The sequence below is a fragment of the Baekduia sp. genome (genome assembly GCF_035996765.1).
Taxonomy (GTDB): domain Bacteria; phylum Actinomycetota; class Thermoleophilia; order Solirubrobacterales; family Solirubrobacteraceae; genus Baekduia.
The window spans coordinates 1-25,427 of record NZ_DASYJG010000002.1; the positions used below are offsets into that span (position 1 = coordinate 1).

30 protein-coding genes and 1 riboswitch are annotated in these 25,427 nt (G+C 71.2%); of the genes, 13 read left to right on the top strand and 17 right to left on the bottom strand.

The features are described 5' to 3' along the window. Positions 1–195: 195 nt before the first annotated feature. The 5 genes from VGO10_RS00285 to VGO10_RS00305 form a co-directional block, all read right to left on the bottom strand. The gene (locus VGO10_RS00285; RefSeq protein ID WP_327464075.1) at positions 196–597 is read right to left on the bottom strand and encodes a DUF6262 family protein; all 402 of its coding nucleotides are present in this window, start codon (positions 595–597) and stop codon (positions 196–198) included. Further along, positions 594–1,400, bottom strand: coding sequence for a site-specific integrase (locus VGO10_RS00290; protein ID WP_327464076.1), 807 nt, complete (start codon positions 1,398–1,400; stop codon positions 594–596). The genes VGO10_RS00285 and VGO10_RS00290 overlap by 4 nt, the downstream gene beginning before the upstream one ends. Then, a complete protein-coding gene (locus VGO10_RS00295) occupies positions 1,397–2,101 on the bottom strand; it encodes a tyrosine-type recombinase/integrase (RefSeq protein ID WP_327464077.1) in 705 nt (234 codons plus the stop codon). Before VGO10_RS00295 ends, VGO10_RS00290 begins: the two co-directional genes overlap by 4 nt. Further along, the gene (locus VGO10_RS00300; RefSeq protein WP_327464078.1) at positions 2,083–3,252 is read right to left on the bottom strand and encodes a tyrosine-type recombinase/integrase; all 1,170 of its coding nucleotides are present in this window, start codon (positions 3,250–3,252) and stop codon (positions 2,083–2,085) included. Before VGO10_RS00300 ends, VGO10_RS00295 begins: the two co-directional genes overlap by 19 nt. Positions 3,253–3,376: 124 nt before the next feature. Then, complete coding sequence (locus tag VGO10_RS00305) at positions 3,377–6,040, bottom strand: choice-of-anchor Q domain-containing protein (RefSeq protein ID WP_327464079.1); 2,664 nt, start codon at positions 6,038–6,040, stop codon at positions 3,377–3,379. 102 nt (positions 6,041–6,142) lie between these two features. Between VGO10_RS00305 and VGO10_RS00310 the strand changes: the two genes are divergently transcribed. Together VGO10_RS00310 and VGO10_RS00315 are read left to right on the top strand one after the other, a co-directional pair. Next, positions 6,143–6,946: an MBL fold metallo-hydrolase gene (locus VGO10_RS00310; protein WP_327464080.1), complete on the top strand. Its 804-nt coding sequence runs from the start codon at positions 6,143–6,145 to the stop codon at positions 6,944–6,946. A 65-nt stretch (positions 6,947–7,011) separates the two neighbouring features. Continuing rightward, positions 7,012–7,707 carry a glycerophosphodiester phosphodiesterase gene (locus VGO10_RS00315; RefSeq protein WP_327464081.1) on the top strand — a complete coding sequence of 232 codons (696 nt, stop codon included), beginning with the start codon at positions 7,012–7,014 and terminating at the stop codon, positions 7,705–7,707. Here the strand turns inward: VGO10_RS00315 and VGO10_RS00320 are convergent. Further along, positions 7,697–8,611, bottom strand: a complete 915-nt coding sequence (locus VGO10_RS00320) for a crotonase/enoyl-CoA hydratase family protein (protein ID WP_327464082.1) — start codon at positions 8,609–8,611, stop codon at positions 7,697–7,699. The genes VGO10_RS00315 and VGO10_RS00320 overlap by 11 nt on opposite strands. A gap of 74 nt (positions 8,612–8,685) precedes the next feature. On the opposite strand from VGO10_RS00320, the gene VGO10_RS00325 reads away from it, so the two are divergent. From VGO10_RS00325 to VGO10_RS00340, 4 genes are read left to right on the top strand one after another with little or no spacing between them, the layout of a single operon-like run. After that, entirely contained in the window at positions 8,686–9,375 is a 690-nt protein-coding gene (locus VGO10_RS00325) for a hypothetical protein (RefSeq protein ID WP_327464083.1), read from the top strand. Further along, entirely contained in the window at positions 9,372–10,367 is a 996-nt protein-coding gene (locus VGO10_RS00330) for a hypothetical protein (RefSeq protein WP_327464084.1), read from the top strand. The genes VGO10_RS00325 and VGO10_RS00330 overlap by 4 nt, the downstream gene beginning before the upstream one ends. A gap of 25 nt (positions 10,368–10,392) precedes the next feature. Continuing rightward, on the top strand, positions 10,393–10,944 hold the full coding sequence (locus VGO10_RS00335) for an HhH-GPD-type base excision DNA repair protein (protein ID WP_327464085.1): 552 nt from the start codon (positions 10,393–10,395) through the stop codon (positions 10,942–10,944). Then, positions 10,944–11,828, top strand: coding sequence for an MYG1 family protein (locus tag VGO10_RS00340; protein WP_327464086.1), 885 nt, complete (start codon positions 10,944–10,946; stop codon positions 11,826–11,828). Before VGO10_RS00335 ends, VGO10_RS00340 begins: the two co-directional genes overlap by 1 nt. A 25-nt stretch (positions 11,829–11,853) precedes the next feature. Here the strand turns inward: VGO10_RS00340 and VGO10_RS00345 are convergent, their stop codons facing one another. Genes VGO10_RS00345 through VGO10_RS00360 form a run of 4 tightly spaced genes read right to left on the bottom strand, consistent with a single transcriptional unit; the run spans position 11,854 to position 14,361 of the window. Further along, on the bottom strand, positions 11,854–12,393 hold the full coding sequence (locus tag VGO10_RS00345) for a cysteine hydrolase family protein (protein WP_327464087.1): 540 nt from the start codon (positions 12,391–12,393) through the stop codon (positions 11,854–11,856). 25 nt (positions 12,394–12,418) lie between these two features. Continuing rightward, complete coding sequence (locus VGO10_RS00350; RefSeq protein ID WP_327464088.1) at positions 12,419–12,613, bottom strand: hypothetical protein; 195 nt, start codon at positions 12,611–12,613, stop codon at positions 12,419–12,421. Positions 12,614–12,640: 27 nt separating this feature from the next. After that, a complete protein-coding gene (locus tag VGO10_RS00355) occupies positions 12,641–13,297 on the bottom strand; it encodes a response regulator transcription factor (RefSeq protein ID WP_327464089.1) in 657 nt (218 codons plus the stop codon). Then, positions 13,285–14,361: a histidine kinase gene (locus VGO10_RS00360; RefSeq protein WP_327464090.1), complete on the bottom strand. Its 1,077-nt coding sequence runs from the start codon at positions 14,359–14,361 to the stop codon at positions 13,285–13,287. The genes VGO10_RS00355 and VGO10_RS00360 overlap by 13 nt, the downstream gene beginning before the upstream one ends. Positions 14,362–14,438: 77 nt before the next feature. On the opposite strand from VGO10_RS00360, the gene VGO10_RS00365 reads away from it, so the two are divergent. After that, entirely contained in the window at positions 14,439–15,869 is a 1,431-nt protein-coding gene (locus tag VGO10_RS00365) for an FAD-binding oxidoreductase (RefSeq protein ID WP_327464091.1), read from the top strand. A 16-nt stretch (positions 15,870–15,885) separates the two neighbouring features. Here the strand turns inward: VGO10_RS00365 and VGO10_RS00370 are convergent, their stop codons facing one another. The 5 genes from VGO10_RS00370 to VGO10_RS00390 form a co-directional block, all read right to left on the bottom strand. Next, positions 15,886–16,554, bottom strand: coding sequence for a ferritin-like domain-containing protein (locus VGO10_RS00370; RefSeq protein WP_327464092.1), 669 nt, complete (start codon positions 16,552–16,554; stop codon positions 15,886–15,888). A 19-nt stretch (positions 16,555–16,573) separates the two neighbouring features. Beyond that, entirely contained in the window at positions 16,574–17,254 is a 681-nt protein-coding gene (locus tag VGO10_RS00375) for a ferritin-like domain-containing protein (RefSeq protein WP_327464093.1), read from the bottom strand. Positions 17,255–17,352: 98 nt separating this feature from the next. Next, positions 17,353–18,171: a helix-turn-helix transcriptional regulator gene (locus VGO10_RS00380; protein WP_327464094.1), complete on the bottom strand. Its 819-nt coding sequence runs from the start codon at positions 18,169–18,171 to the stop codon at positions 17,353–17,355. 66 nt (positions 18,172–18,237) lie between these two features. Next, a complete protein-coding gene (locus tag VGO10_RS00385; RefSeq protein WP_327464095.1) occupies positions 18,238–18,504 on the bottom strand; it encodes an SAP domain-containing protein in 267 nt (88 codons plus the stop codon). 45 nt (positions 18,505–18,549) lie between these two features. Then, complete coding sequence (locus VGO10_RS00390) at positions 18,550–19,089, bottom strand: ribonuclease H (protein ID WP_327464096.1); 540 nt, start codon at positions 19,087–19,089, stop codon at positions 18,550–18,552. A 24-nt stretch (positions 19,090–19,113) separates the two neighbouring features. Here VGO10_RS00390 and VGO10_RS00395 point away from each other — a divergent pair, with 24 nt between their 5' ends. Beyond that, a complete protein-coding gene (locus tag VGO10_RS00395) occupies positions 19,114–19,638 on the top strand; it encodes a cupin domain-containing protein (RefSeq protein WP_327464097.1) in 525 nt (174 codons plus the stop codon). Between the two features lie 185 nt (positions 19,639–19,823). Here the strand turns inward: VGO10_RS00395 and VGO10_RS00400 are convergent, their stop codons facing one another. After that, on the bottom strand, positions 19,824–20,027 hold the full coding sequence (locus tag VGO10_RS00400; protein WP_327464098.1) for a cold-shock protein: 204 nt from the start codon (positions 20,025–20,027) through the stop codon (positions 19,824–19,826). A 439-nt stretch (positions 20,028–20,466) separates the two neighbouring features. Here VGO10_RS00400 and VGO10_RS00405 point away from each other — a divergent pair, with 439 nt between their 5' ends. The 5 genes from VGO10_RS00405 to VGO10_RS00425 all read left to right on the top strand — a co-directional run bounded on the left by VGO10_RS00405 (position 20,467) and on the right by VGO10_RS00425 (position 24,674). Then, positions 20,467–21,468 (top strand): ATP-binding cassette domain-containing protein, encoded by a 1,002-nt coding sequence (locus VGO10_RS00405; protein ID WP_327464099.1) that lies wholly within the window; start codon positions 20,467–20,469, stop codon positions 21,466–21,468. 46 nt (positions 21,469–21,514) lie between these two features. Continuing rightward, positions 21,515–22,300: an ABC transporter permease gene (locus VGO10_RS00410; protein ID WP_327464100.1), complete on the top strand. Its 786-nt coding sequence runs from the start codon at positions 21,515–21,517 to the stop codon at positions 22,298–22,300. Further along, on the top strand, positions 22,297–23,124 hold the full coding sequence (locus VGO10_RS00415) for an ABC transporter permease (RefSeq protein ID WP_327464101.1): 828 nt from the start codon (positions 22,297–22,299) through the stop codon (positions 23,122–23,124). The genes VGO10_RS00410 and VGO10_RS00415 overlap by 4 nt, the downstream gene beginning before the upstream one ends. Before the next feature lie 67 nt (positions 23,125–23,191). After that, positions 23,192–23,326, top strand: a riboswitch (cyclic di-AMP (ydaO/yuaA leader). An 8-nt stretch (positions 23,327–23,334) separates the two neighbouring features. Next, positions 23,335–24,261 carry a peptidoglycan-binding protein gene (locus VGO10_RS00420; RefSeq protein WP_327464102.1) on the top strand — a complete coding sequence of 309 codons (927 nt, stop codon included), beginning with the start codon at positions 23,335–23,337 and terminating at the stop codon, positions 24,259–24,261. A gap of 131 nt (positions 24,262–24,392) precedes the next feature. Further along, positions 24,393–24,674: a DUF2277 domain-containing protein gene (locus VGO10_RS00425; RefSeq protein ID WP_327464103.1), complete on the top strand. Its 282-nt coding sequence runs from the start codon at positions 24,393–24,395 to the stop codon at positions 24,672–24,674. A gap of 39 nt (positions 24,675–24,713) precedes the next feature. Here VGO10_RS00425 and VGO10_RS00430 read toward each other — a convergent pair whose 3' ends face one another. Next, positions 24,714–25,283 carry a CAP domain-containing protein gene (locus VGO10_RS00430; protein WP_327464104.1) on the bottom strand — a complete coding sequence of 190 codons (570 nt, stop codon included), beginning with the start codon at positions 25,281–25,283 and terminating at the stop codon, positions 24,714–24,716. Between the last annotated feature and the right edge of the window lie 144 nt (positions 25,284–25,427).

Sequence of the window (25,427 nt, forward strand, 5' to 3'; positions counted from 1 at the left end):
CGGCCCGCACAGACCATCTGCACGGCCTCGCGTCGGAAATCATCGGGGTAAGAAGGTCGCGTTCTCGGCATCGACAGACACATCCTTTCGCGGCACAGCCGCGCAAGCCCTCACATGTCCGTCAAACGGGGTCCACTCCATGGTCGGGCTGGCGCGACCATGATGTGTGCTCAGGCGCGACTAACGGGACGGCGGTCACCCACTGCGGACGCGACGTTCAAGTTCGAGTTCTCTCGCGCGGCCGTGGGCGATCGCCAATTCTTCGCGTAGCTCCGTCAGCTCGCGGCGCAGTCGTTGGTTGTCGTCGAGCGCGGCTCGCAGCCGATTGCGAACGGAGCCGTCGCTGCTGCGCTCCGCGGCCGGTAGTCGGGTTGGTGCCGCGGCATGACGCCCGCGGAGTTCCTCGATCTCGGCCCGAAAGTCGGAGTGGTTGTAGAGGAAGGCTCGGCTGACGCGTGCCTGCTGCGCAACGGCGGCGAAGGAGATGGGGTGGCCGTCGCGGTCGAGGCTGCGCAGGGCGTGTCGGACACGGTCTTCCGCGGCCAGCGTGCGGCCGGCGGCGGCTTCGGCGAGTGCGGTGGGCGGCTTGGTGCTCATGCGATAGATGGCGAGGTGGTGGCCAGGGCAACGAGGTCGATCGCTGGCTCGACGTCGGCGTTGCGGGTGTCGAACTCTTCGAGTCCTTCGAGGATCCGCTGCAGCGACGTCTGGTCGCGTTGCAGCACGTCGACCAGGCGCACCTGCTCGTTCGCGCGTGCGTCCTGGAGCAGCCGGCCGGTTTCTTGGAGCTGTTGCTCGTGGATCGTGCGAAACGACGCGTCGGTGAGGAAGCTGTCGCAGCTGAGGCAGGCGTTGGGGTGCGGGCAGGTCTGGACCAGAGGCAGGCCGCAGTAGCCGTTTGGGAGCGCCTGCTTCGCTCTGGCGATGCGCTCCTTCATCCACGCAGCCTCAGCCAACGGGCCCTCGATGGGGAGGGCGATGCGCTCGCCACGGATATTGACGCGCTCGTGCCAGCGGCGGACCTCGGTGCGCAGCGTCTCATCGTGGATGTGGGCGTAGCGTGCCGTCATTTCCAGCGAGTTGTGATCCAGGACCTTGGCGACGACGTTGATCGGGACGCCATCGTTGATCATGGTGGTCCCGAGGTGATGGCGGAAGAGGTGGGGGTGGGCATGGTCGGCGAGTTTGCCGTCGGCCCTCCGGATCTGAGCGAGCGAGATGTAGGCCTTGAGGATCTTGCGGATCGTCGAGTGGGTGAGGTGGCGGTCACCGCGCTGCATGCGGCGCGTGGGCAGCAGAAACTGGGATTCGGCCATGCGGCTCTCGGCCAACCACTGCTCGTGGGTCCGGAGTTGCTGCTCGAGCACCTCCGGGATGGGCAGCATCGCCTCGCGCTTCATCTTGATGTTGAAGTACCGCAGGTACGGCTGGCCGTCAGGGCCGGTGCTAGCGGGCCGCGCGTCAGCGTGACGATGCTGGAGACCCGGAACCCGGTGTAGGCGAGCAGGAGCACCACGGTGCGGTGATGCTCGTAACGCAGCAGAGCGAGGTTGGAGGGGTCTACGAGCTGGGAGAAGACGTCATCGCCGAGGGCCTTGGGCACTCGATAGTCCGGGCGCGGGATCTCAGCGCCGTGGATGACCGCTGCTTTGGGCATTCCGGTGAGGCCGTCCTCACGCTGCTCATCGAGCAGCATCCGCAACGAGCCGATGTACCGCGCGCGGGTCGCGGCCTTCAGCGTCTCGGTTCGCACCCACAACATGTAGTCCTCGATCACCTCGCGACTGATCATCGCCGGCGTGACCACCTCCGGACGTGCGGCGGCGAGCCAGTTGCTGAAGGCGGCCAGGTCGCCGACGTACGCCGAGACCGAGCTGATCGACGTACCGGCCAGCACGCGGGCGCGGGTCCAGCGCTTGGCGGCCTCCTTGAGCCACGGTTGCCGCAGACGAGCGAAGTTGACGATGCGATCGCCACGGTAGGTGGAGCTGAGATCGCCGTTGGGCAGCTCGGATTGTCGCCAGCGATCGCGCTCCCATAGCTCGGCCCATGCGCCGCGGTGGCCTGCTCCTTCGACGACGCTCAGGTGTTGGACGGACACGTGATCAGATCCTCGACTTTCTGCAGCACGCCGCGCTCAGCCAGCGCCTTGCGAAGGTCGGCGGCGGTGGGGTGGGTATAGACCAACGTCGAGCTCGGCGAGCGATGCGTCAGCAGCGCGCCGATGACCTCGATCGCGACACCGTCGCGGTAGGCCAGCGTGGCGTAGGTATGGCGGAAGTGATGGGCGGTGAAGTGGAAGCCGACTTTGGTTCGGGTGCGGCGGATGAGGTCGTCCACGGCTCGGTAGGTCAGCCGGCGGCCGCGCGGTTCGCACCAGAGATTGACGAAGACGAAATCCGAGTCCAGGTCGCCGTACTCGATGTGCATGTAGTCGTTCCACAGGCGCAGCAGCTCGCCGGGCACGGGCACCGATCCCGACGCTCCACCCTTGGACCGCGCCCGCGGGTCGTCATCGGCGCGCGGCGTGATCTGGATGCGCTGCTCCCAGACGACGATGTCTTCGTGGCGCAGAGCCAGAGCCTGGCCGATGCGCATACCGGTCGAGGCGAGCAACGCGAACAGCAGCCGGTCGCGCAGCCGGCTCTGGCAGTCGATGACCGCGGTGACTTGCTCGAGCGAGAGCGTCTTGGGCAACTCGCGCTGCTCGGGCAGCCGAACGGCGCGACCGCGTAGCCGCTTCGGGCCGCCCATCCCGGCCAGCAGTGGCTTGTAGCCGCCCCAACCACTGCGGGTCTGTACGACGAGGTCCTTGGCCAGGGTGTTGCCGCGGCGGCCGTGGAACTCATAGAAGCCGATGATCGCCGTCAGCATCCGGTTGACGGTTCGCGGCGAACGTCGTGCTGCCTCGGGGGCCAACACGACGACGTTGTCAGCCGGCTGTCGGGCCCAGGCCGCGAACTCCGCAAGATCTCGCACGCCTACGTTGGACCAGTTCAATTCTCTGCGCAGCAGGTAGGTCCAAAAGACCTTGAGGTCTCGCGCGTAAGCCTCGACGGTGTTCGGCGATCGCTCGTTGTGCGTCAGCCACGCGAGGTACTCGTCGACAATCTCGACCGGCCGTCGATCAGGTCCGATCAGTGTCCAAGCCACAGTGCCCGTTGACGGCAGCACCAACCTTCTGACAACCAGTCGCTCGGAGGATTCACTTTCTCCGGAAGGATCCTGTTGGTTTACATCGATGACATGCACGACGTCCTGAACGTAGCTGGGCTCTCGGACGTATTCGGTGCTCAGTCGTTGACGTCGTGGACACTCTACGTATCGCTATACATAACGCTGATTAGCGGGCATTGCCACGGAATCGCCACCGGGCTCAGTGCTTCACGGTGAACGCCCTGCCGGCCACCGCGCCGGCCTTCGGACGGGCCTGCAGCCGGTAACTGCCCGCGGCCAATGCCTTGCCGTGCAGCACTCCCGTCCAGCGGACGCGGTTCGCGCCACGCGCGTCGTGGTGCGAGAACGTGCCGGTGAGCACCGTCCAGCGTGTGCAGCGACGGGCGCCTCGGGACGTGTGTTTGGTGCGAGCGACGCAGGAGTTGCCCTTGCGCACGCCGGCGCTCTTGCGCTGGACGGTGAACGTGGTCGTTGCGGCAGCGCTGTCGGTGTAACCGATGATGGTGCCGCGGCCCTTCTTGTGGCTCTTGGTTGCCGGCCGGAACGCCGCGGGCGTCAGCCGCAGGCCGCTGAGCACCGGTGGTGTGGCGGCCGTCGCGCCACCCGAGCCACCCGAGCCGCCGCCCGACCCCGAGGACCCGCCGGACCCGCCGGACCCCGCACCGGCTGCCGCGGCCGTCGTCAACGTCCGGTCGACGCCTGCGCCGGTGCCGTCGGCCCCCGTGGCGATTGCCTGGTAGTGATAGGTCGTGCTCGGCGCCAGTCCGTCGAGCGTGATGGTGAGCGTCGCCACGTCGGCGCCCGAGGCCACCGTGACGTCGGCCGTGCGTGCGCCGTGTGCCGCCGTCGCACCCCAGACGACGTGCGCCTGCGACGCCCCGGCGCGACGGTCGACCGTCATCCCGACCGTCGCGGCGCCAGCCGTCGTCGCGGTCACCGGCCCGGTCGTCACCGCAGGCGCCGAGCGCTCGTAGGCGCCGACATCGCACGCCGCCCCCGCCGGTCGACCCACCCCGCGCTGGTCGGTCGCCGGGCAGCCGGCGGCGGCGGGGAACGCGTCGATCGCCGGGCTGTCGGCGGGCAGCGCGAACGTCGGCGTCGCGCCGCCGTGGTCGTCCAAGGAGCCGAGCCGGGGATCGACATCGGCGGCGCCCACGCACCCACCGCCCGGGTAGGCGATGCTCGTGATCGTCGGGCCCGGCACGGCCTCCGGCGCGCATTGGTCGGGCACGTTGCCGGAGACGATCGTGCCGATCAGGTTCGCCGCGTTGGGCGACGGCCGCACGCCACCGCCGGAGCGCCCGCCCGACTGGCCGGGCGTCGACGGGCCGTCGGCGCCGAAGGTCGTGCCGTTGCCGCCGAACCCGCCGAGACCGGTCGCGCCATGGCCGACGACCTCGGACGTCGCGTTCCCGACGACCGTGTCACCGATCAGCGCCACATAGTTGGTTGCGCCGGCCGCCACCCCGGCGCCGGAGCCCGCGGAACCGCCATTTCCGCCCTTGCCGAGCCCGCCGTTCGGCCCGGCCGTACCCTGCGAGCGACCGGCGGGGGCGCCGTACCCGGGGCCGCCGTCGGCGCCCGCGCCTGTGCTGTTGCCGGTGATCGTGGTCGACGTCACGTCCAGGATGTGGGCGAACGAGCCGCCGGCGTCGGCCTTGATGCCGCCACCGGCGCCGCCCTGGCCGCCGGTGCCGCCATCGCCCTCGCCGCCGACACCGCCGCTGGCCGTGCCCGAGGACGAGGCGTTGCCCCCACCTCCGGCGAAGCCAATCGCGCCGAGGCCACCGGCGCCGGTGCGGTTACGCGCGATGAAGCTCTGGGTGATCGACGAGCGCGCGGTGACCGAGAACCCCGGGTTCTCGACGGCGAACCCGCCACCTGCTCCGCCCGAGCCGCCGCTGCCGCCGATGGCCCGTCCACCCGGGCCGCCGGCCTGGCTCGTCCCGGTCAGCGACCCGCCCGTGCCGGCGTGCGCGGCCTCGCCGACGCCGCCGTTGCCGGTCACGTTGTCGGTGATGGTCGATGCCGTGATGGTCGTCGGCCCGGCGGCGAAGACGCCGCCCCCGTCACCACCGTGGCCGGCCGAGCCGCCGTTGGCGCTGGCGCCGCCATGGCCAACGGTGACGTCCGATGCGCCGGTGACCACCGCGCCACGACCGCCGTTGCCGGTGACGTTGTGGTCGACGGTGCTCGCGGTCATCGTCAGCGTGCCGGAGCTCGCGATGCCACCGCCGGCGCCACCCGCGCCGGCCGTGCCACCGAACGGGAAGTCGTCGCCCGGGCTGCTGCTGACCGGCGGCAGGTCGGTTCCGGACGCCGTGGCGTTGCCGGTGATCGTCACAAGCGCCACCGTCAGGGCGCCGGCGTTGCGGATGCCGCCGCCCATCTCGCCGTTCTCGGCATCGGGCTGCAGGACCGGATCCAGCGGCGTCAGGCCGCCGGTGATCGTCAGGCCGGTCAGCGTCGCGTTGCCGGTCGCGGCAATGTCGAAGACGCGGTCGAGCTGCGCGCCGTCGACCGTCGTGCCGCCGGCCGCGCCGTCGATGGTCAGCGTGTGGTTGATGTCCAGGTCGCCGGTCGCTGCGTCGGCGGTCCCCGAGCCGGGCTGCGACAGCGTCACGCGCGTCACCGCGATCTTGATGGTGTCGATCCCCGTGCCGGCGGCACAGCTCCCGACCGCCGCGCCCGTGTTGGCGGCGATAACCGCCTGACGCAGCGTGCAGCCGCCCGCGACAGGCGTGTCGCCGCCGTCGGTGACGGTGATCGTGGTCGCGAACGCCGCGCCCGGCGCCGCCATCGCCGCCACGAGGACCGTGGTGGCCGGCACGGCGAGCAGCCGGCGGATGAGGGCTATCGACATGGCGCAACCCTAATCCGGTAAGGCTCCTCAGACCACTCGCGTCACGGATCTGACATAGGGTCCTTCCATGAGCCCGACGATCGCCGTCCCGGACCACCACGCATGAAGGACGTCCGCCTCACCCACATCGGCGGCCCCACCCTCCTGATCGAGGTCGGCGGCTGGCGGATCCTCACCGATCCGACCTTCGACGCGCCCGGCAAGCGCTACTTCTTCGGCTGGGGCACCACCTCGCGCAAGACCACCGGCCCGGCGATCTCCGCAGACCAGCTCGGCACGATCGACGCCGTCCTGATCAGCCATGACCACCACGGCGACAACCTCGATCCGGCGGGCCGCGCGCTGCTGCCCAAGCTGGGGACGATCGTCACGACCGTGCCGGGCGCCAAGCGCCTGGCGGGCAGCGGTCCCACGCGCGGGCTCGCGGCCTGGGACACGACGCGGCTGGAGGCGCCCGGCAAGCCGGCGATCGAGATCACCGCGACGCCGTGCCGCCACGGTCCGCCCGGCAGCCACCCGATCGTCGGCGAGGTCGTCGGCTTCGCGCTGAAGTGGGACGGCCAAGAGCACGGCGTGCTCTGGATCTCGGGCGACACGGTGCTCTACGACGGCGTCCGCGAGGTCGCCCAGCGCCTCACCGTCGACACCGCGATCTTCCACCTCGGCGGCGTCAAGTTCCCCGTCTCGGGCCCGATCCGCTACACGATGACCGCGCAGGAGGCGATCGAGCTCACCGGCCTGATCAAGCCCCGCGCCGCGATCCCGATCCACTACGAGGGCTGGAAGCACTTCCGCCAAGGTCGCACCGCGATCGAGGGCGAGCTGGCCGCGGCGCCTGCCGACATCAAAGCGCTCTTTCACTGGCTGCCGATCGGCGAGCCCGTGCAAGACCCTGCAATGGACTGACGTCAAGAGCCATCGGGCACCCCTGCGGCATTCAGGTTGCCCGCGATTGCGTCGATCAAGGGGATATGTCCGCGATCACGCGATCGCCTGTCAAGCGAGTTGGCCACAAAGGCGCCGGCCAGCTGGCGCCTGGCAACACCGTGGCGAGCTTCGAGGCCGCCCTGGCCACCGACGTGGATGTCATCGAGTTCGACGTGACCCGCCATCGCGGGCGGCTCGTCCTGGCTCATTCGCGACTTGAGGCACGGCGCCATCAGTCGCTGGACCTCACGACCGGCCTCGCGCACCTGACCGACGAGCGGTACGCCAACGTCACCTTCAACGTCGACCTCAAGCGCCCCGGCTACGAGGCCCAGGCCCTCGACGCGCTGCGTGCCGCCGGCCTCATCGACCGCTGCCTGATCTCCAGCCAGTTCGCCCGCTGCCTGGATCGCGTGCGCCGGATCGATCCGAACGTGCGCGTCGGCATCAGCGTCGGCGGCTGGATCTCGCGCCGCCGTCACCGCTGGAACCGCCGCCTCGAGCAGCGCATCGTCGCGGCGATCGAGTCCGGTCGCTTTGACTGCCTCATGGCCCACCACCGCCTGGTCAACGCCGACTTCGTGACGCGGATGACCGCCTGCGGCGGCGAGGTCTACGCCTGGACCGTCGACTCCCAGATCCTCATCGAGCGCCTCCTGCTCACCGGCGTCGCGGGCATCACCACCAACGACCCGCGGCTGTTCCTGCCGCGCGTCGCCCCCGCGCCGCTCAGCCGGTAACGCCCGAGGGCGAGCCGCCCGCGTCGCCGAACGGCTCGTCGCGCGCCCGGACCGCGTCACGGAAGCCGGAGCTCGCCGCCTGCTGCTGGAAGGCATAGCCCTCAGCCGTGTGCCGGGCAATGCCGTCAAAGACCGTGCCCAGCAGCTGCGTGGCCGGCAGTCCCTGAGCCACCGTCTGCTGGTTGACCAAGAGCTTCATCATCTGCAGTTGGTTGAGCGGCATCCTCGCGATCCGGGCCACCAGCGCCTCGGCGCGCGCATCGAGCTCATCGGCCGGCGGCGCCTCGATCGCCAGCCCCCACTCCAGCGCCTCGGCACCCGAGAGGCAGTCGCCGGTGAAGAGCAGCCGCTTGGCGCGTTGCGGGCCCAGGCGCGCCGCCCACAGCGACGTCGTCGGCGAGCCCCACACACGCGCGGGCGGGTACCCGATCTTGGCGTCGTCGGCGATCACCAGGAGGTCGCTGCACAGCGCGAGGTCGGTCCCGCCGGCGACGCAGAAGCCGTGGACCTTGCAGACCACCGGCGTCGTGCACTCAAACAGCGACATGAACGCGCGGACGTTGCGCGACATCATCGCGTGGTCGACCATCGGGTCCCAGGTGCCGCGCGGGTCGTGGTTGGCCGCCATGACCTGCGGATCCAGCGGAGAGCCGGCGCGGGCATCGCTCCCACCCTCCCCCTCGCGCCCCAGACCCTCGGCCGAGTCGACCAGGTCATAGCCGCCGCAGAAGCCCTTGCCGTTGCCGGCGAGCAAGATCACGTGCACGCCCGGGTCGAGATCGGCACGCTCGACGCACGCGGCCAGCTCGTCGATGAGCCCGCGCGTCAGGCCATTGCCGCGCTCCGGCCGGTTCAGCGTGATCCGGGCGACGCGCTCGTCGACCTCGTAGGTGATCGTCTGCATCCCGCACTTCTACCGGTAGGAGCGGGGAGAGCGCGCGAAACCGTCTGGAGCGTCGCCTACGCTCCGTCGCCCGCATGATGCCCGTCGCCGCCCTCACCGATCGCCATCCGCTGCTCGCCCATCATCCGATCGGTGCCTCGACCGGCTTCCTGGCAGACGACCGCGGCGACTGGCCCCGGCTGGCCGAGCGCGCGGCCGCCCTCTCCCCCTTCACGGCCGAGCTCGCCGCGCTGTCAGAGAGCGAGCTGCCGGGCCTGGCGGCCTACCTGACGCACGACGCGTCGCTGCCCTTCCACTACCTCAGCGTGCACGCGCCGTCCAAGGAGCTGCGGATGGCCGAGGCCAAGCTCGTCGACACGCTCGCGCGCCTGCCCGCGCAGGTCGACGCGATCGTCGTGCACCCCGACGTCATCGACGATCCCGCCGAGTATCGGCGGCTGGGCTCGCGCCTGGTGCTGGAGAACATGGACTCGCGCAAGGCCGGTGGCCGCACCGCCGACGAGCTCGTCCCCTACTTCGCCGCGCTGCCGGCCGCCGGCCTGTGCCTCGACGTCGCCCACGCGCGGGACGTCGACCCCTCGCTGCAGGGCGCCCACGAGCTCCTGGATCGCTATGCCTGCCGGCTACGCCATCTGCACGTCAGCTCGTTGGACGCCGACGGCCACCACGTCTCGCTGCACAAAGACGACGAGGATGCCTTCCGGCCCGTCCTGCGCCGCTGCCGCGACGTGCCGTGGATCCTGGAAGCGCCGCTGGCGCCTTGAGCGCCTCGCCGTCTGCGCTGGAGCGCCTTGCCGCCCACAGCGTGGACGGGCTGCCGCACCTGCTCGCCGCGCGGGCGCGGACCAACGTTGAGATCGAGCGGCTCCGGACCCGCTTCGCCAGCGTCGAGCTGGATGACGACGTCGCGGTCGTCCTGTTCGGTTCCTGGGGCCGCCGCGAGCTGACCGAGCACTCCGACGACGACTGGCTGCTGCTCGTCGACGGCCCGCTGCGCGACGCGGTGCGACCCAGCGTCGAGGAGGTCCGCACGCTGTTGGGCGCGGGCGACCGCCGTCCCGGAACGCAGGGCGCCTTCGGCACGGTCAGCTCCGCCCGCGATCTCGTCGAGCACATCGGCCTGGAGGAGGACGACAACCGCAACCTGACCCAGCGGATGCTGCTGATGCTCGAGTCCGTCGCGGTCGTCGGCGGTGACGTCCACCGCCGCTGCACCGAGCAGGTGCTCGACCGCTATCTGGCCGAGGGTCGCAGCGACCACCGGCCGCCGCGCTTCTTCCTCAACGACACCATGCGCTACTGGCGCACGATCGCCGTCGACTTCGCCGGCAAGCACCGCGAGGACGAGCGCAAGTGGGGCCTGCGCAACGCCAAGCTGCGCACCTCGCGCAAGATGCTCTTCGCCGGTGGCCTGGTCCCGATCCTGCGCTGCCACGCGCTGCGCGGCGCCGACGTCCGGCCGTTCCTCGCCGCGCAGCTCGCGCTGCCGGCCAGCGATCGGCTCGCCGACGCGTTCCTGGCCGCCGACCAGGTCGACGCCGGCGTTCGCTGCCTCGGCGCCTATGACCGCTGGATCGGGATGCTCGGCGATGCCGACACGCGCGGGGAGCTCACCGGCCTGGATCGCGCGTCGGCCCGTGACTCGGCGACGTTCATCGAGGTCCGTCGCCTCGCGGCGGAGTTCCAGAACGGCTTGCTCGCCCTGCTCTTTGAGACCTCGCTGGCCCCCGCGGTCCGCGAGTACGCGATCTTCTAGACCGACTGCCAGCTACGATCGGGCCGTGCCCGATCGCCTGCACTTCACGGAATCCGACGAGGCCAACGCGCTGATCGCCGCCGATCCGTTCGCGCTGCTCGTCGGCTTCGTCCTCGACCAGCAGGTCACCGTCCAGAAGGCGTTCTCCGGCCCGCTGGCGATCAAGGAGCGCCTCGGCGCCTTCGACCCCGAGACGCTCGCCGACGCCGACCTCGACACGGTCTTTCGCGAGAAGCCAGCCGTCCACCGCTACCCGGGCGCGATGGCCAAGCGCGTCCACGACCTCGCCGTCTACGTCCGCGACGCTTACGACGGCCACGCCGCGCGCGTCTGGACCGACGCGACAAGCGCCGCTGAGCTGCGCGCCAATCTGGCGGCGCTGCCCGGCTTCGGCGAGATGAAGGTGAAGTCGATGAGCGCCGTGCTGGCCAAGCGCTACAACATCGCCGTCGCCCAGGAGCTCGTGCCCTGGCATCCGACGCTCGGCGACGTGGACTCCGCTCAGGCGCTAACCGACTACCAGGCGGCCAAGCGCATCCACAAGGCCCAATGGACCAAAGCCAAGGCTCCCGCCTGATGCAGGTCGCAACGCATCCCGGGAACTTCCACGCCGACGATGTCTTCGCGGTGGCGGCGCTGCGCCTGGCGCACGATGATGCCGTCGAGGTCGTCCGCACGCGCGACGAGACCATGCAGGCCGCGGCCGACGTGCGCGTCGACGTCGGCGGACGCTCGGACCCCGAGACCGGCGACTTCGACCACCATCAGAAGGGCGGCGCCGGCGAGCGCGCCAACGGCATCCGCTACGCCAGCTTCGGCTTGGTCTGGCGCGCGCTCGGCGCGCAGGTCGCCGGCAGCGAGGCCGCGGCCGCAGCGATCGATGAGCGCCTCGTCCAGGGCGTCGACGCCAACGACACCGGCCAGACGATCGCCGAGGCGCTGGTCGGCGACATCCGCGCGATGAGCGTCAGCGGCGTCATCGCGGCGCTCAACCCCTCCTGGGACGAGGAGCTCACGCCGGCCCAAGAGGACGCGCGCTTCGACGAGGCCGTCGCGCTCGCGACCCGGATCCTCGAGCGCGAGGTCGCCGGCGCGGCGGCCTATGACCGCGCGCGGCAGCTCGTGCTCGACGCGATCGCCCGCGCCGAGGACCCGCGCGTGATCGAGTTGGACCGCAACATGCCGTGGCGCGAGGCCGTCGTGGCCGGCGCGCCCGAGGCGCTCTACGTCATCTACCCCAAGTCCGATGGCTGGGGCCTGCAGGCGGTGCCGACCGCACCGGGCTCGTTCGAGAACCGCCAGCGCCTGCCGTCGGCATGGGGCGGCCTGGCCAGCGAGGAGCTGGCCGCGGCGACGGGGGTCGAGGATGCCGTCTTCGCGCACGTTGCCGGCTTCTACGCGTCAGCCGGCTCACGCGAGGGCATCACCACGCTGGCGCGGCTGGCCATGGCGCAGGGATAGCCCGCGGGCGGGCCGACCTCCCCGCCTACGTCAGCTCGTCAGCGCGCGCCAGCCGCGCATAGCCGTCGCCGAGCGCGGCCATGAACGCGCCGTGGACCGTCGCGCCCGGGATCGCCTCACCGGCGAACTCGAGGTCCGGCGCCGCGCAGGCATCGTGCACCACTGTCGCCGTGAAGCCGTGGTCGACTGCGGCCCGCACGGTCGCGTCCACGCACATGCTGCTCATCATCCCGGCGACGACGACCTCCTCCACCCCATGCCCGCGCAGCTCGCGCTCCAGCGCAGTGCCGACGAAGCCGTTGGGCTCGGTCTTCGACAGGACGGTCTCGCCGTCCTCGGGCGCGACGTCGGGGTGGATCTCCACGCCCTCGGTGCCCGGCCGCATGAAGGTCGCGTCCGGCGCGTCCCAGACATGTTGGAGGTGAACGATCGGCTCGCCGCTGTCGCGGAAGGCCTCCAGCACGCGCTTGGCGTTGGCGGCGGCGGCCTCGGGCTCGACGAGCGGGTACGCGCCCCCGGGGAAGTAGTCGCGCTGGATGTCGATGATCACGAGGGCTCGAGACATCCGCGCATCATCGCCGACCGCGGGGTCAGCGCACGGAGCGGCGGAACAGCAGCCCGCAGGCCACGGCGACGATCACCGCGAGGAAGAACAGGCCGGAGCCGATGACGCCGGCGATCGCGAGGACGAGCGCGACGACGGCGACGACCGCAGCGCCGCCACCGATGGCGACGAGGGAGAACGCGCGCGACTCGCGCTGACGACGGGAGAGGTTGTTGCCCATGGCACCGTCGATGATAGGCCGTGCGACCTAGGCCGAGCGCAGGAAGGCCAGCACGGCGAGCACGCGACGGTGATCGTCGTTGGTCGCCGGCAGGTCGAGCTTGCCGAAGATGTTGGTGACGTGCTTCTCGACGGCGCCGGGCGTCACGACCATGTGACGGGCGATCGCCGCGTTGGTGCGCCCCTCGGCCATCAGCTCGAGCACCTCGCGCTCGCGCGGGGTCAGCGAGGCGAGCGCGTCGTCGCCGGCGCCGCCGGTGCGCTGGCGCACGAGCTCGGAGACGACCTCGCGGTCCAGCGCGGTGCCGCCGGCGGCCACCCGCTGCACGGCATCCATGAACGAGCGGACCTCGCCGACCCGCTCCTTGAGCAGGTAGCCCACGCCGCCCTCGCCGGACTCCAACAGCTCGGCCGTGTAGATCGGCTCGACGTACTGCGACAGGATCAGGATGTTGAGCCCGGGCTGACGCCGCCGCGCTTCGATCGCCGCGCGCAGACCCTCATCGGTGAACGTCGGCGGCAGGCGCACGTCGACGACGGCGAGGTCGGGCTTGTGCCCGGCGACGATCCGCAGCAGGCCTTCGCCGTCTTCTGCCTGAGCGACAACATCAACATCGTGCTCGCGCAGCAGCGCGACGATGCCCTCGCGCAGCAGCGCGAGGTCCTCGACGATCACCGCCCGCACGGCAGCTCCGCGTGGATCGTCGTGCCGGAGCCAGCGACGCTCGTGACCGTCAGCGTGCCGTCCAGCGCCTCGACCCGATGGCGGAGACCGGTCAGCCCGCTGCCGTCAGCATCCGCTCCGCCGGGCCCCTCGTCGGCGATCTCGATCATCAGCCGCCCATCCTGCTCGCTGAGCCGGACGACGGCGGCGGCGCCGGAGGCGTGCTTGGCGACGTTGGTCAAGCCTTCAGCGACGACGAAGTAGGCGGCGGTCTCGACGACGGGCAGCGGCCGGGCGGTGAGCTCCTGGGTCTCGACCGTGACGGGCGTCGCCGCGCGGCGGCCCAGCGCCTCGACGGCCGCGGCCAGCCCGCGGTCGGCCAGCACCGGCGGGGCGATCCCGCGCGCCAGATCGCGCAGCTCGCCGATGGCGGCGCTGGCTTCCTCGCGCGCGCGCCGAACGAGCTCGGCCTCCTCGGGACGGTCGCCGAGGCGCTCCTCGGTCCGGCCGAGCAGCAGGCTCAAGGCGACCAGGCGCGCCTGGGCGCCATCGTGAAGATCGCGCTCGATGCGGCGCAGCTCGGCGGCCTGGACGTCCAGCGCGCCGCGACGCGTCCGGGTCAACTCCCCCACGCGCTCGGCCAGCTGCGCCTCGCGCTCGCGGCCGGGCAGCCGGTCGGCGTAGATCACCAGCGCGTGGACGGCGACGGCGACGCCGAGGATCAACAGCGGCCACAGCGGCCAGAAGCCGCGCACGCCGTCGGTCGTGAAGCCCCAGACGATCAGCAGGATCCCGCAGACCATCCCGGTCACCATCGAGTGCAGCGCCAGGCCGTGGCGCGCGCTGGCCGGCTGGCTGAGGCCGAAGCGGATGATCGCGTGGACGGCAACGGGGACGGCGAGGCCGAGCCAGACCCACGCGGCCCAGTAGTAGCCGCCACCGGTGACCGCCCAGACGATCGTGGCGACCAGCCCGGCGAGCGCCGAGAGCGCGATGTGCAGCGGCAGCGCGTTGGCCGGCGGCTGCTCGGGCGCCTGGTCGGGCGACCGCAGCGAGATCGATGTGGGTGCGGTGTCGGCGTCCACGACGAGGCCATGATCGCAACCTGCACGGCGATCGTGACGGGGGCCTTCCCCCGGGCCACGCTACGGTCGGCTGGTCGATGCCCCGTCCGTGGCCCACCACGCCGCCCACCGCGGCACACCGCGCCGCCTACGCGGACGCCAAGGTGGTGTCGTACTGGCTCGACGACCTGCCCGCGCGCGCCGCCGATCCGCCGCTCGCAGGCACCGTCGACGCCGACCTCTGCATCGTCGGCGGCGGCTTCACCGGGCTATGGGCGGCGCTGCACGCCAAAGCCGACGACCCGGCACGCGACGTCGTCGTGCTGGAGGCCGACCGCGTCGGCGCGGGCGCCAGCGGGCGCAACGGTGGGTTCTTAATTGCCTCGCTCACGCACGGGCTGGCCAACGGCCTGGCGCGCTTCCCCGACGAGATGAAGACACTGGAGCGCCTGGCGTTCGAGTACTTCGAGGGGCTCAAGGCCGATCTCATCGCCCACGGCATCGACGCACAGCTAGAGGAGACCGGTGAGCTGACCGCGCTGCTGGAGCCCCATGAGGTCGCGGGTGCCGAGGAGGAGGCGGCGCTGCTGCGCGCCTACGGCCATGACGTTGAGGTGCTCGACGCAGCCGCGATGCGCGCCGAGGTCGACTCCCCCACCTACCTCGGCGGCGTGTGGGATCGCAGCGGTGCGGGCCTCGTCCACCCCGGCCGCTTGGTTGCGGGCCTGCGCGGCGCGGCGCTGGCCGCGGGCGTGCGCATCTACGAGCACACGCCGGCGGGCGGGCTGGCCAAGGCGGCTGACGGCGGCGTCACCGTCACGACGCCCGGCGGCGCCGTCCGGGCACGCCGCGTCCTGCTGGCCACCAGCGCCTATCCCCCGCTCCTGGCACGGCTCAAGCACTTCGTCGTCGCGGTGTACGACTACGTGTTGGTCAGCGAGCCGTTGAGCACTGCGCAGAAGGACGCCATCGGCTGGCGAGGACGGCAGGGTGTCGGCGACGCTGGTAACCGGTTTCACTACTACCGGCTGACCGCCGATGACCGGATCCTGTGGGGCGGGTTTGATGCCGTCTACCGCCGCGGCGGCCCGGTCGGCGCGCAGCTCGACGACCACGACCCGACGTTCGCGGCATTGTCCCAGCACTTCTTCACCACGTTCCCGCAGCTGGACGGCCTGCGCTTCACCCACCGCTGGGGTGGCGCGATCGACACCTGCTCGCGCTTCTCGGTCTTCTTCGGCACCGCCCTGGGCGGCCGCGTCGCCTACGCGACCGGTTACACGGGCCTGGGCGTGGCCGCGACGCGCTTTGGCGCCCGCGTCGGCCTCGACCTCCTCGACGGCCGCGCGACCGAGGCCACCAGCTTGGACTACGTGCGCCGCAAGCCCGTCCCGTTCCCGCCCGAGCCGCTGCGCGCCGGCGTCATCGCGCTCACCCAACGCGAGCTGGCCCGCGCCGACCGCAACGGCGGTCGGCGCGGGCCCTGGCTGCGCACCCTCGACCGGCTGGGCCTGGGCTTCGACAGCTGAGCTGCGGGCGGGTCGGCTACTTGATGAACCCGGTGCCGGTGACGGCCGCGAGCACCTGATCCTTCGTGAGGGCCGGGTTGAACGCGTCGGGCGCCGGCGCCTGACCGCCGATGTTGCGGATCCACGCGGCGTGGCGAGCCTCGACCGGGTGGATCGAGATCGCCGCCTTGAAGACCGCGTTGGACTGGATATAGGGCGTCTGGCCCTGGTAGGCCTGAACGCCCGTGTCCTCGAGCACGATCGCCGTCGACGTGAACGCCGCCTGGCTGGTCACCGCAGCGCCGAAGTCGAACGTCGGGCGCTTGACCGCCGCGGAGCCGAGCGCCTTCTTCAGCGCCTGGACGTGCGCGGCCTCATGGGCGTGCACGGTGCGCGCGAGGCGCTTGTGCTCGCCGGTCAGTCCGGCGTGCTTGAGCGCGCTCGCGTAGAACGCCGCCTCGAGGTACTCGAGCGTCAACGCGAAGTTGAGGATCGCCACGTCGCCCTTGGGCGTCGCGGCCATCGCCCCGGCGGTCGGAAGCAGGCCACCGGCGACCGCCGCGCCACCGAGGGCGATCCCCGAGCTCTTGAGGAACCCGCGACGCGAGTGGCGCTGGGCGGTGTCGGCGGTCTCCTGCAGCGCGCCGTCGACGTCGAAGTCGAGCACCCCGCTGAGGTCGACCCTGGGCTTGTTGGTCATGAACATGATCTCTTGATCTCCCGGGTCAGGACTTGATGAAGCCGGTCTTCTTGACCGCGCTCAGGACTTCGGACATGGACATCGGCGTGCTGAACGACTCCGGCGCCGGCTTGACCGACTTGCCGGCGTAGAGCAGGTCGCGCACCCATGCGGCGTGGCGTGCCTCGACCGCGAGGATCGCGCCGGCCGGGCCGAGCACGGCGTTCTGGTGGATCCGCGGCGCCTGGCCCTGGTAGGCGGCAACGCCGGTGTCCTCCAGCACCTTGGAGGTGCGAAGGAACGTGCTCCACTTCCGGGTCGTGCCCTTGAAGTCAAACGACGGCGAGGCGACGGCCTTGGCGCCGAGCACGCCCTTGAGCGTCGCGACGTGGGTCGCCTCGTGGCCGGCCACGACCTGCGCGAAGTTCAAGACCGAGCCCGAGAAGCCGCCGCGCGCGAGCGCCTCGGCGTAGAACGCCGCCTCGAGGTACTCAAGCGTCAACGCGAAGTTGAGGATCTTGATGTCGTTCTTCTTGGAGCCGCCCTCGCGCGCCCCGGCGACGCCCCCACCGCCCAGCAGCGCCATCGCGACGCCCAGGCCGCCTGCCGCCGCGCCGGCCCGCCGGAACATCGCACCGCGGGTCTGGCCCGCCTCGTCCAGCCCGGCCATGGCCTCGGCCACCGCCTCATCGCCGTCGAACGCGACGACGCTCAGCTCATCATGCATGGAATTCTCCTATCGGGAGGAAGCATCTCCATGTCCTTGCGCCGCGGCCGCCGGCCCGGATCAACCTGTCGTCGATGTGGCGCGCCGACGGTCTGCGGTCAGACGAGCGCGCGAAGCACTGCTGCGGTGTGCGCGTCGGCCGGGAAGAACGCCTCGATCGACAGCTCGGCGACCGTGATGTCCAGCGGCGTGCCGAAGGTCGTGATGGTCGACATGAAGGCCAACTCACCGGCCTCGTGACGCAGCCGCAGCGGAACGACGATCTCCCCTGGGCCCGGCTGTGTGGCGGGCGACCCGTCGTCAGGATCGCCACCCGGGTAGGCCTCCAACTCGGCCAGCAGCGTGCGCAGCTGCGGATCCTGCGTGACGCCGATCTCGCGCCGCAGCCGGCCGAGGATGTGGCTGCGCCACTCGGCGAGGTTGACGATCCGCGGCGCCATGCCCTCGGGATGCAGGCTCAGACGCAGCGCGTTGATCGGCGGCTCCAGCAGATGTGCGGCGGCGCCGGCGGTGATCAGCGGCACGCCGGCGTTGCCGTCGACCAGCTCCCAGCGCCGGTCGACCGCGACCGCCGGGTAGGGCTCGTGCGCGGCCAGCAGGCGACCGACGACCTCGCGGACCTGCCCCAGCTCGGCATCCTCCAGCGACGTCTCGGGATAGGCGGGCGCGTAGCCGGCGGCCAGCAGCAGCTCGTTGCGCTCCCGCAGCGGCACGTCGAGATGCTCGGCGAGCTTGACCACCATGTCGCGGCTCGGCTTGGAGCGGCCGGTCTCGACGAAGCTGAGGTGGCGCGTGGAGACGTCGGCCTCCAGCGCGAGCTCCATCTGGCTGAGCCGGCGCTGGTCGCGCCAGCGGCGCAGCAGCGGGCCGACGCCGCGGGGCGGCGCCGGCGGGGACAGGACGGCGGCGGTGCTCACGCCGTCAACGGTATGCGGCCGACGCGGGCGTCGCCAAGACCTCGGAGGTCATGGCGACGCCGCGCCTCAGTGGTTGCGCAACGCGTCGATCAGCTCGTGCTTGTTCATGTCGGACCGGCCGTCGATGCCGATCTCGGCCGCGCGGTCGCGCAGGTCGTCGACGGTCCAGTCCTCGTAGGAGCCGGACTCGCCGCCCTTCTTGGACACGTTGGTCCCGCCGGCTTTGGCATTGGCGATGCGCGCCGCCTTCTCCTTGGACGCGCCGTCGTCGCGGAGGGCCTCGTAGGTCTTGTCGTCTTTGACGCTCGGGCCGGGGCTCTTTGATCCAGGCATGGCTGAGGCCTACCCGGAGATCCCGGGCCACCATGCGCGACGATGTCAGCCCTTGGCCGCCTGCGCCGCCGCCACGGCCAGCTGGTCGGCGCGGTCGTTGAGCGCCTTGTGGGCGTGCTCGGCGCCGGTCTCGTGGCCCTTGACCCAGTGCCAGCGCACCTGGGCGTGGCGGGCGATCGCCTCCTCCAGCGCCATGACCAGGTCCTGGTTCTTGACCGGGTCGCCCGAGGAGGTCTTCCAACCCTTCTTCTTCCAGCCGTGGATCCACTTGGTCATGGAGTCCAGCAGCAGCGTCGAGTCGGTCACGATGCAGACCGTCGAGGCGGCCGGCAGCGAGCGCAGGCCCTCCAGCGCCGCGGTGTACTCCATGCGGTTGTTGGTGGTGTGCCCCTCCCCGCCCGACAGCTCCACCGGCTCGGCGCCGCCGGCGCCGACCACGATCGCCGCCCAGCCGCCAGGACCAGGATTACCGCTGCAGGCGCCGTCGGTCCACACCAGCGCCTCCCCCGGCCGGGCCTGCACCGGCGTCTCAGGGGCGCGCGGCGCCTTGGGTCGGCGGCGGTACGGCGGTGCGGAAGACGGCATCGGTCGGGAGCATAGGCTGCGACCATGACCGACTCCGAGCGTCTGGGCACCCCCACCGAGCCGTGGTTCGTCGTCAACGCGACCGAGGCGACCTGGAAGGCCGCGCCGGGCTGGGGACGCTTCATCAAGTTCGAGCCGGAGGGCACGCGCTTTGCCGACTTCGGCATCAACATCCACGTCATCGAGCCCGGCGAGCGCTCGACGATGTACCACGGCGAGGACGGCCAGGAGGACTTCTTGGTGTTGTCGGGCGCCTGCACGGTGGTCATCGAGGGCGAGGTCCTGGCGCTCAAGGCCTGGGACTTCTTGCACTGCCCGGCGTGGACGCGCCACACGTTCGCCAACACCGGCGACGAGCCGTGCGCGCTGCTGATGGTCGGCGCGCGCCGTGACGGCGTCGAGACCGACTGCGAGTACCCGGAGGACCCGAAGGCCCAGCGGCTGGGCGCAGGCGTTGCCACCTACACCACGGATCCGGACGAGGCGTACGCGGGCACGCCGGACTCGGCGGGCGAGCCCTACCGGGAGGGAACCCTGCCCGGAACGTGAACTGCACGCCCCGGGCCGGTGATGTCCCTCTAGTGGGACCGCAGCGCGCCCCCGCAATGGGGGCAGGTGCTGCGGTGGCCATGGAACTGCGCGTCCCAAAGACGCAGGCAGTTCCCACAGATCAGGCGGATCATCGAGTGATCCTTTCTGTCGGCGCGATCAGGCGCCGTGGCAGCGAGCTAGTGCTACAGCTGCGAGACGTTGACCGCGTTGGGGCCCTTGGGCCCGCTCTCAGCCTCGTAGGAGACCTTCGCGCCCTCGGGCAGCGAACGGAAGCCGTCGCTGTTGATCGCCGAGTGATGCACGAAGAGGTCCTTGCCCCCGTCGTCGGGGGTGATGAAGCCGAAGCCCTTTTCGTCGCTGAACCACTTCACGGTTCCGGTAGCCATTTCTGGTCCTCCACTGCTTGGTGCTCTGGTGCTACGCGGAGGATGCTTCTTGGCAACGACTGCGGACACACGGGCACTGCTTTGCCGAGGTCTCTCCTCGGCCTGTACGTAGCAGAGCCTAGCAGCACTGGACATCGCGACCGAGGCGGCGCCAGCGGCTACTCTTCGTCGTCCGGTCGGGCTGCCCACTGGACCAGGGTCTTCCCTCGTGGTGGACCCAGCTTTGGCAACGCGCCGATCTTCGGATCGGCGGTCAGTCCGGGTGGTCTGGAGTGTGACGCCGCCCAGGCATACACACTCGTCCTGGGATGTTAGAAAACAGCGGTGGCCTCTGACCGGGCGGAGGCGCTCGGACCCACGCGGTCCGGGCGCCGTCATCCGCTCGCGTGCCACGCCCTTGAGGCTCGTCAGGCGCGGACGCCTCGTAGGATGCGGACCGGTGTCCAAACCAGCGATCGAGACGGTGGGGCTGCAACGCGAGTTCAGCGGCGGCCTCAAGGCAGTGCAAGGCATCGACCTCGCGGTCGCGCCCGGTGAGGTCTACGGGTTCCTCGGGCCCAACGGCGCGGGCAAGACCACGACGGTCCGGATGCTCGTGACGCTGCTGCGCCCCACGGGCGGACACGCGACGATCGCCGGCTTCGACGTCGCCACGCAGCCGGGCCAGGTGCGCCGGCGCATCGGCGTCGCCCTGCAGGAGGCGGCGCTGGACCTGCTGATGACCGGCCGCGAGCTGATGGAGCTGCAGGCCACGCTGCACGGGATCCCGCGCCGCACGGTCGCCCCGCGCGCGGCCGAGCTGATCGAGCGGGTCGGGCTCTCGCAGGCGGCTGAGCGCCGTGTCGCGACCTACTCGGGCGGCATGCGCCGGCGCCTGGACCTCGCGATGGCGCTGATCCACGAGCCCGAGGTGCTCTTCCTCGACGAGCCGACCACAGGCCTCGACCCGACGTCGCGCACGACGCTGTGGGACGAGGTGCGCCGGCTGCGCGACGAGGGCACGACCGTCTTTCTCACCACGCAGTACCTCGAGGAGGCCGATCAGCTGGCCGACCGCGTCGGGATCATCGACCACGGGCGCCTGGTGGCCGAGGGGACGCCGGCAGCGCTGAAGGCCGAGGTCGGCTTGCCGCACCTGGACATCACGCTGCTGGGCGATGCGCCGGACGCCGACAGCGCGGGCCGCGCGGTCGCGCCGTTCGGGCAGCTGTGCGCGACGACGCCCGGCGCGCATGTGTCGCTGCGCGTCGTCGACGGCGCCGCGGCGATCGCCCCGGTCGTGCGCGCGCTGGACGAAGCGGGCTTCGCGGTCGAGGGCATCGAGCTCGTGCGCCCGACGCTGGACGACGTCTTCGCCGAGAAGACCGGCCACCGGCTGGAGGGCGCCGAGGCCGTCGCGCCCACGGCCGACGTTGAGCCCGAAGCGCCGGTCGCCGCATGACGCGCCAATCCCGTAGGAGCGAGTCCATCGTCATGCGGTCACCCGCGTGACCACGCTGAGGTCCATTGCCGTTCCCTCGCTCGCCCTGGCGCGCCGGACGCTGCGCGGCGCGCTGCGCCGGCCGCAGTTCCTCGCGCCGCTGGTGATCATGCCCACGCTGTTTCTGGCGATCAACACGGGCGGCCTGCACCGCACGACCAACCTGCCGGGCTTCCCGCACGTCGACGGCTTCCTCGACTTCCAGCTGGCCGGGGCGATGACCCAGTCGCTCCTGCTCGGCGGCGTGATGCAAGGGATCGCGACGGCGTTGGAGATCGAGGGCGGCTTCTTCGATCGGCTCGTCGCCTCCCCCATCCCGCGCGTGTCGATCGTGCTCGGCCGGATCCTCGCGGGCACGGCGATCGCCGCCGCGCAGATCTTGTGGTTCTTGGTCTTGGGCGTGATCTTCGGCGTGTCGATCCACGGCGGCGTGCCGGGGATCTTGTTGGTGTTGGCGATCGGCTCTTTGGCCGGGACCGGCTTCGCGGCGCTCGGGGTGCTGATCGCGCTGCGGGCGCGCAACGCCTCGACGGTCCAAGGGATCTTCCCGCTGGTCTTCGTGATCCTGTTCATCTCCAGCGCGTTCTTCCCGCGGGCGCTGCTGCAGGCGCCCGCCAACTGGTTTGCGGAGTACAACCCGCTGAGCTATGTGGCCGACGGCATGCGCGACCCGATCATCGGATCGATCTCGGCGACGCCGGTGCTCGAGGGCTTCGCCGCCGCGGCGCTGCTGGTCGGGGCGTTCGTCGGGCTTGCGGTACTGGCGCTGCGCGGAAGGCTGCGTGCAGCGTGAGCAGCGAGGCGATTGGCCGCCCGCTGACGGGCCGCACGTTCGAGCAGGCGCCGCGCGGCCTGATGGTGTCCTTGCGCGTCATCGGCGCGCTGGTGCGGCGGGCGCTCAACGAGATCACGCGCGTGCCCGGCGCCGCGGTGCCGGGCGTCCTGGCACCGACGATCTTCCTGGTCGGACTGAGCGGCGTCTTCGGCGAGGCCGCGCGGCTGCCGGGCTTTGACGCCACGGACTTCCGCACGTTCATCGTGCCGGTGGGCCTGCTGCAGGGCGCGGCCTTCAGCGGCGCGGCGACGGGCGTCAACATGGCGCGCGACATCGAGCGCGGCTGGTTTGACCGGCTGATGGTCTGTCCCGCGCCGCGCACGACGATCCTGATCGGGATCGTGGCGAGCGCGGCGCTGCGGGCGCTCCTGCCGGCGACCTTCCTGCTGATCGTCGCGTTCGCGCTCGGCGTCGACTTCCCGGGCGTGGGCGCGCTGGCGCTCGATGCGCTGCTGGTCATGGGCCTGGCGACGGCGATCGCCTTCTACGCCGTGCTCGTCGCGCTGCGCTTCAAGACCCAACAGGCCGCCCCGCTGATGCAGACCGTCGGCTTCATGGCCGTGCTCTTCACCAGCGCCTACGCGCCGCTGGCCTTGCTGGCGGGCTGGATGCGGGCAATCGCGACGGTCAACCCGGTCACGCAGGTGCTCGAGGGCGTGCGCCAGGGCTTCGTGGCGCACGTGACGTGGGCCGACACGTGGCCGGCGCTGGTCGCGATCACGGGCCTGCTGTTCGTCCTCGGCGCGCTCGCCGTCCGGATGCTGCGGCGCGTCGGCGTGTAGTTCTTCCTCCCTGTCGCTGCAAGCGATCTTGCGGAGTGCAGGGATTTTGGCTGATAGAACCGCCACGCGCCGAATCGTTCGCTTGCGAACGGACGGGGGACCCACTGCGACCGTGACCCGGTCGCCGGGGCGAATCGCGGTTCGGATGACCGCGTAGCGCTGCCGCTCAGCGGCGCGAGCCCGACAGCTCACCTCGCAGGCGCCCCAACCATGCCCGCTCTCATCTCCCGCCCCTTCCTGGCGCTGCTCGCCGCGACGTTCGTCGCCGCCCTGCTCGCCCTCTCCTTGTCGGCCTCCGCTGACGCCAAGTCGCTCAAGTACAAGAGCCATGGCACGCGCGTGAAGGTCCTGCAGCGCGACCTTGGCATCGCCCCGGCCGACGGCATCTTCGGCCACGGCACCTCGCGCGCGGTCAAGCGCTTCCAGCGCCGCCATCACCTCCACGCCGACGGGATCGTCGGCGCCGTGACGTGGTCGATGATCCGACGCTCGCGCCACCACCGCGCGCACGCCTCGGGTGTGGTCGGTAGCGGCCGCCGTGCGCGTGTGCAGGGCCGCAGCTCGTCCGTGCGACTGCTGCAACGCAAGCTCGGCATCGGCGCCGACGGCGTCTTCGGGCCGGGGACCTCGGGCGCGGTCAAGGCCTTCCAGCGCGCCCACGGGCTGACGGCCGACGGCATCGTCGGCCCCGGCACCTGGCAGGCGCTCGGCGTCCGTGGGAGCCATCCGGTGCTCAAGCGCGCCGGCCTGCGCGGCGGCGTGCTCGCCGTCCCGCGCCACGTGATCCTCCTGCGCCGCGCGGTCGCCGCCGGCAACCGCATCGCCTACAAGCCCTACATCTACGGCGGCGGCCACGGCAGCTTCCGGGCCGCGGGCTATGACTGCTCGGGCTCGGTCTCCTACGTCCTGCACGGCATGGGCCGCCTTGACGCGCCGCTGGACTCCAGCGAGTTGATGCACTACGGCAAGCCCGGCCGCGGACGCTACGTGACGATCTACGCCAACGCCGGCCACGCGTTCATGGTGGTCAACGGCCGCCGTTACGACACCAGCGGCCGCTCATCCTCCGGCTCCCGCTGGGGTCCAGGCCAGCGGTCGACGGCGGGCTACGTCGCACGCCACCCACTAGGCCTCTAGGGGTCAGACCCTTAATCTGCGCTCAACAATTGGTTGGCAGCAGTTTGCAGCGGAAACCGCGTGGAGGGGTCAGACCCCTCATGTGGGATCAATGCTGGCCCGGTGCGGGATGTGGCCTCTACCCTGGAGGCATGTGCCGCAACATCCGCACGCTCTACAACTTCGCGCCGCCGGCCAATGAGGACGAGGTGCGCGCTGCCGCGCTGCAGTACGTCCGCAAGATCAGCGGCTTCACGAAGCCGTCGCAGGCCAACGAGGAGGCGTTCTCGCGCGCCATCGACGCGGTCACCGAGGTGACCGAACGGCTGCTGGCCGAGCTCGTCACCAACGCGCCGCCGAAGGACCGCGAGGTCGAGGCCGCCAAGGCGCGTAAGCGGGCCCAGGCGCGCTACACGATCGCCGCGCCGAGCTAGGAGCGGCTGCGCGGCGTCGGGCGCGGTGGTCTCGGGGAGCTAGCGCTTGGTCGCGCAGCGGCGCGTAGCAGCGGCGCGATGCCCGACGAGCGCGATGTGGGCGCGGCGTCCGTGACGCCGTGCAGCACGGGCACGGGTGGCGCAGCGGGCTGCGGGGCGCTTGGACGACGCCGACGCGTTGCCGGAGGTGAAGTCGGTCACGTAGGTGCCGCCACCACGAACCCCGGCCTGCGGCGCGCCGGCGGCGACACCGATGCCGATCTGCGTGAAGCCGCCGTTCAGGATGTTGGCGCGGTGTCCGGCGCTGTGCATCCATCCGTCGACGATCGAGGCCGGCGTCGCCAGCGAGCCCGAGCCCCAGGCGATGTTCTCGCCCGCGCTCCAGCTGCCGACCGGCACCCAGCCTGCGGCCTTGATGCGATCCATCATCGTCCCGCCACCCGGCGAGACGTGGTCGAAGAAGCGACGCTTGACCATGTCGGCCGCATAGTCGTCGGCGGCCCGGTCGAGCGTGGTCGACTCGTTGAAGGCCTTCAGCCCGTGATCGGCGCGCTGCTCGTTGAGCAGGCAGAGCGTCGCGGCGGTCGCGCCGGAATCCGACGCGGACACGCCATCGTCAGCACATGCGGCCAACGCTGCGGGAGCAGAGACGGCGAGCGCGGCGAGGGCGGCAATCGGGACGAGCAGGCGGCGAGCAAAACGAAGCACTGTCCTGCGCATCGAACCCAGGTCCACGGGCCTGAACGAATCTTG

What these genes read in the sequence shown, in the direction of transcription:
- VGO10_RS00285 (WP_327464075.1), bottom strand. Translation starts at nt 597, where the DNA reads ATGAGCACCAAGCCGCCCACCGCACTCGCCGAAGCCGCCGCCGGCCGC.
- VGO10_RS00290 (WP_327464076.1), bottom strand. Translation starts at nt 1,400, where the DNA reads ATGAAGCGCGAGGCGATGCTGCCCATCCCGGAGGTGCTCGAGCAGCAA.
- VGO10_RS00305 (WP_327464079.1), bottom strand. Translation starts at nt 6,040, where the DNA reads ATGTCGATAGCCCTCATCCGCCGGCTGCTCGCCGTGCCGGCCACCACG.
- VGO10_RS00310 (WP_327464080.1), top strand. Translation starts at nt 6,143, where the DNA reads ATGAAGGACGTCCGCCTCACCCACATCGGCGGCCCCACCCTCCTGATC.
- VGO10_RS00315 (WP_327464081.1), top strand. Translation starts at nt 7,012, where the DNA reads ATGTCCGCGATCACGCGATCGCCTGTCAAGCGAGTTGGCCACAAAGGC.
- VGO10_RS00320 (WP_327464082.1), bottom strand. Translation starts at nt 8,611, where the DNA reads ATGCAGACGATCACCTACGAGGTCGACGAGCGCGTCGCCCGGATCACG.
- VGO10_RS00325 (WP_327464083.1), top strand. Translation starts at nt 8,686, where the DNA reads ATGATGCCCGTCGCCGCCCTCACCGATCGCCATCCGCTGCTCGCCCAT.
- VGO10_RS00340 (WP_327464086.1), top strand. Translation starts at nt 10,944, where the DNA reads ATGCAGGTCGCAACGCATCCCGGGAACTTCCACGCCGACGATGTCTTC.
- VGO10_RS00345 (WP_327464087.1), bottom strand. Translation starts at nt 12,393, where the DNA reads ATGTCTCGAGCCCTCGTGATCATCGACATCCAGCGCGACTACTTCCCC.
- VGO10_RS00350 (WP_327464088.1), bottom strand. Translation starts at nt 12,613, where the DNA reads ATGGGCAACAACCTCTCCCGTCGTCAGCGCGAGTCGCGCGCGTTCTCC.
- VGO10_RS00365 (WP_327464091.1), top strand. Translation starts at nt 14,439, where the DNA reads ATGCCCCGTCCGTGGCCCACCACGCCGCCCACCGCGGCACACCGCGCC.
- VGO10_RS00370 (WP_327464092.1), bottom strand. Translation starts at nt 16,554, where the DNA reads ATGTTCATGACCAACAAGCCCAGGGTCGACCTCAGCGGGGTGCTCGAC.
- VGO10_RS00375 (WP_327464093.1), bottom strand. Translation starts at nt 17,254, where the DNA reads ATGCATGATGAGCTGAGCGTCGTCGCGTTCGACGGCGATGAGGCGGTG.
- VGO10_RS00385 (WP_327464095.1), bottom strand. Translation starts at nt 18,504, where the DNA reads ATGCCTGGATCAAAGAGCCCCGGCCCGAGCGTCAAAGACGACAAGACC.
- VGO10_RS00390 (WP_327464096.1), bottom strand. Translation starts at nt 19,089, where the DNA reads ATGCCGTCTTCCGCACCGCCGTACCGCCGCCGACCCAAGGCGCCGCGC.
- VGO10_RS00395 (WP_327464097.1), top strand. Translation starts at nt 19,114, where the DNA reads ATGACCGACTCCGAGCGTCTGGGCACCCCCACCGAGCCGTGGTTCGTC.
- VGO10_RS00400 (WP_327464098.1), bottom strand. Translation starts at nt 20,027, where the DNA reads ATGGCTACCGGAACCGTGAAGTGGTTCAGCGACGAAAAGGGCTTCGGC.
- VGO10_RS00420 (WP_327464102.1), top strand. Translation starts at nt 23,335, where the DNA reads ATGCCCGCTCTCATCTCCCGCCCCTTCCTGGCGCTGCTCGCCGCGACG.
- VGO10_RS00425 (WP_327464103.1), top strand. Translation starts at nt 24,393, where the DNA reads ATGTGCCGCAACATCCGCACGCTCTACAACTTCGCGCCGCCGGCCAAT.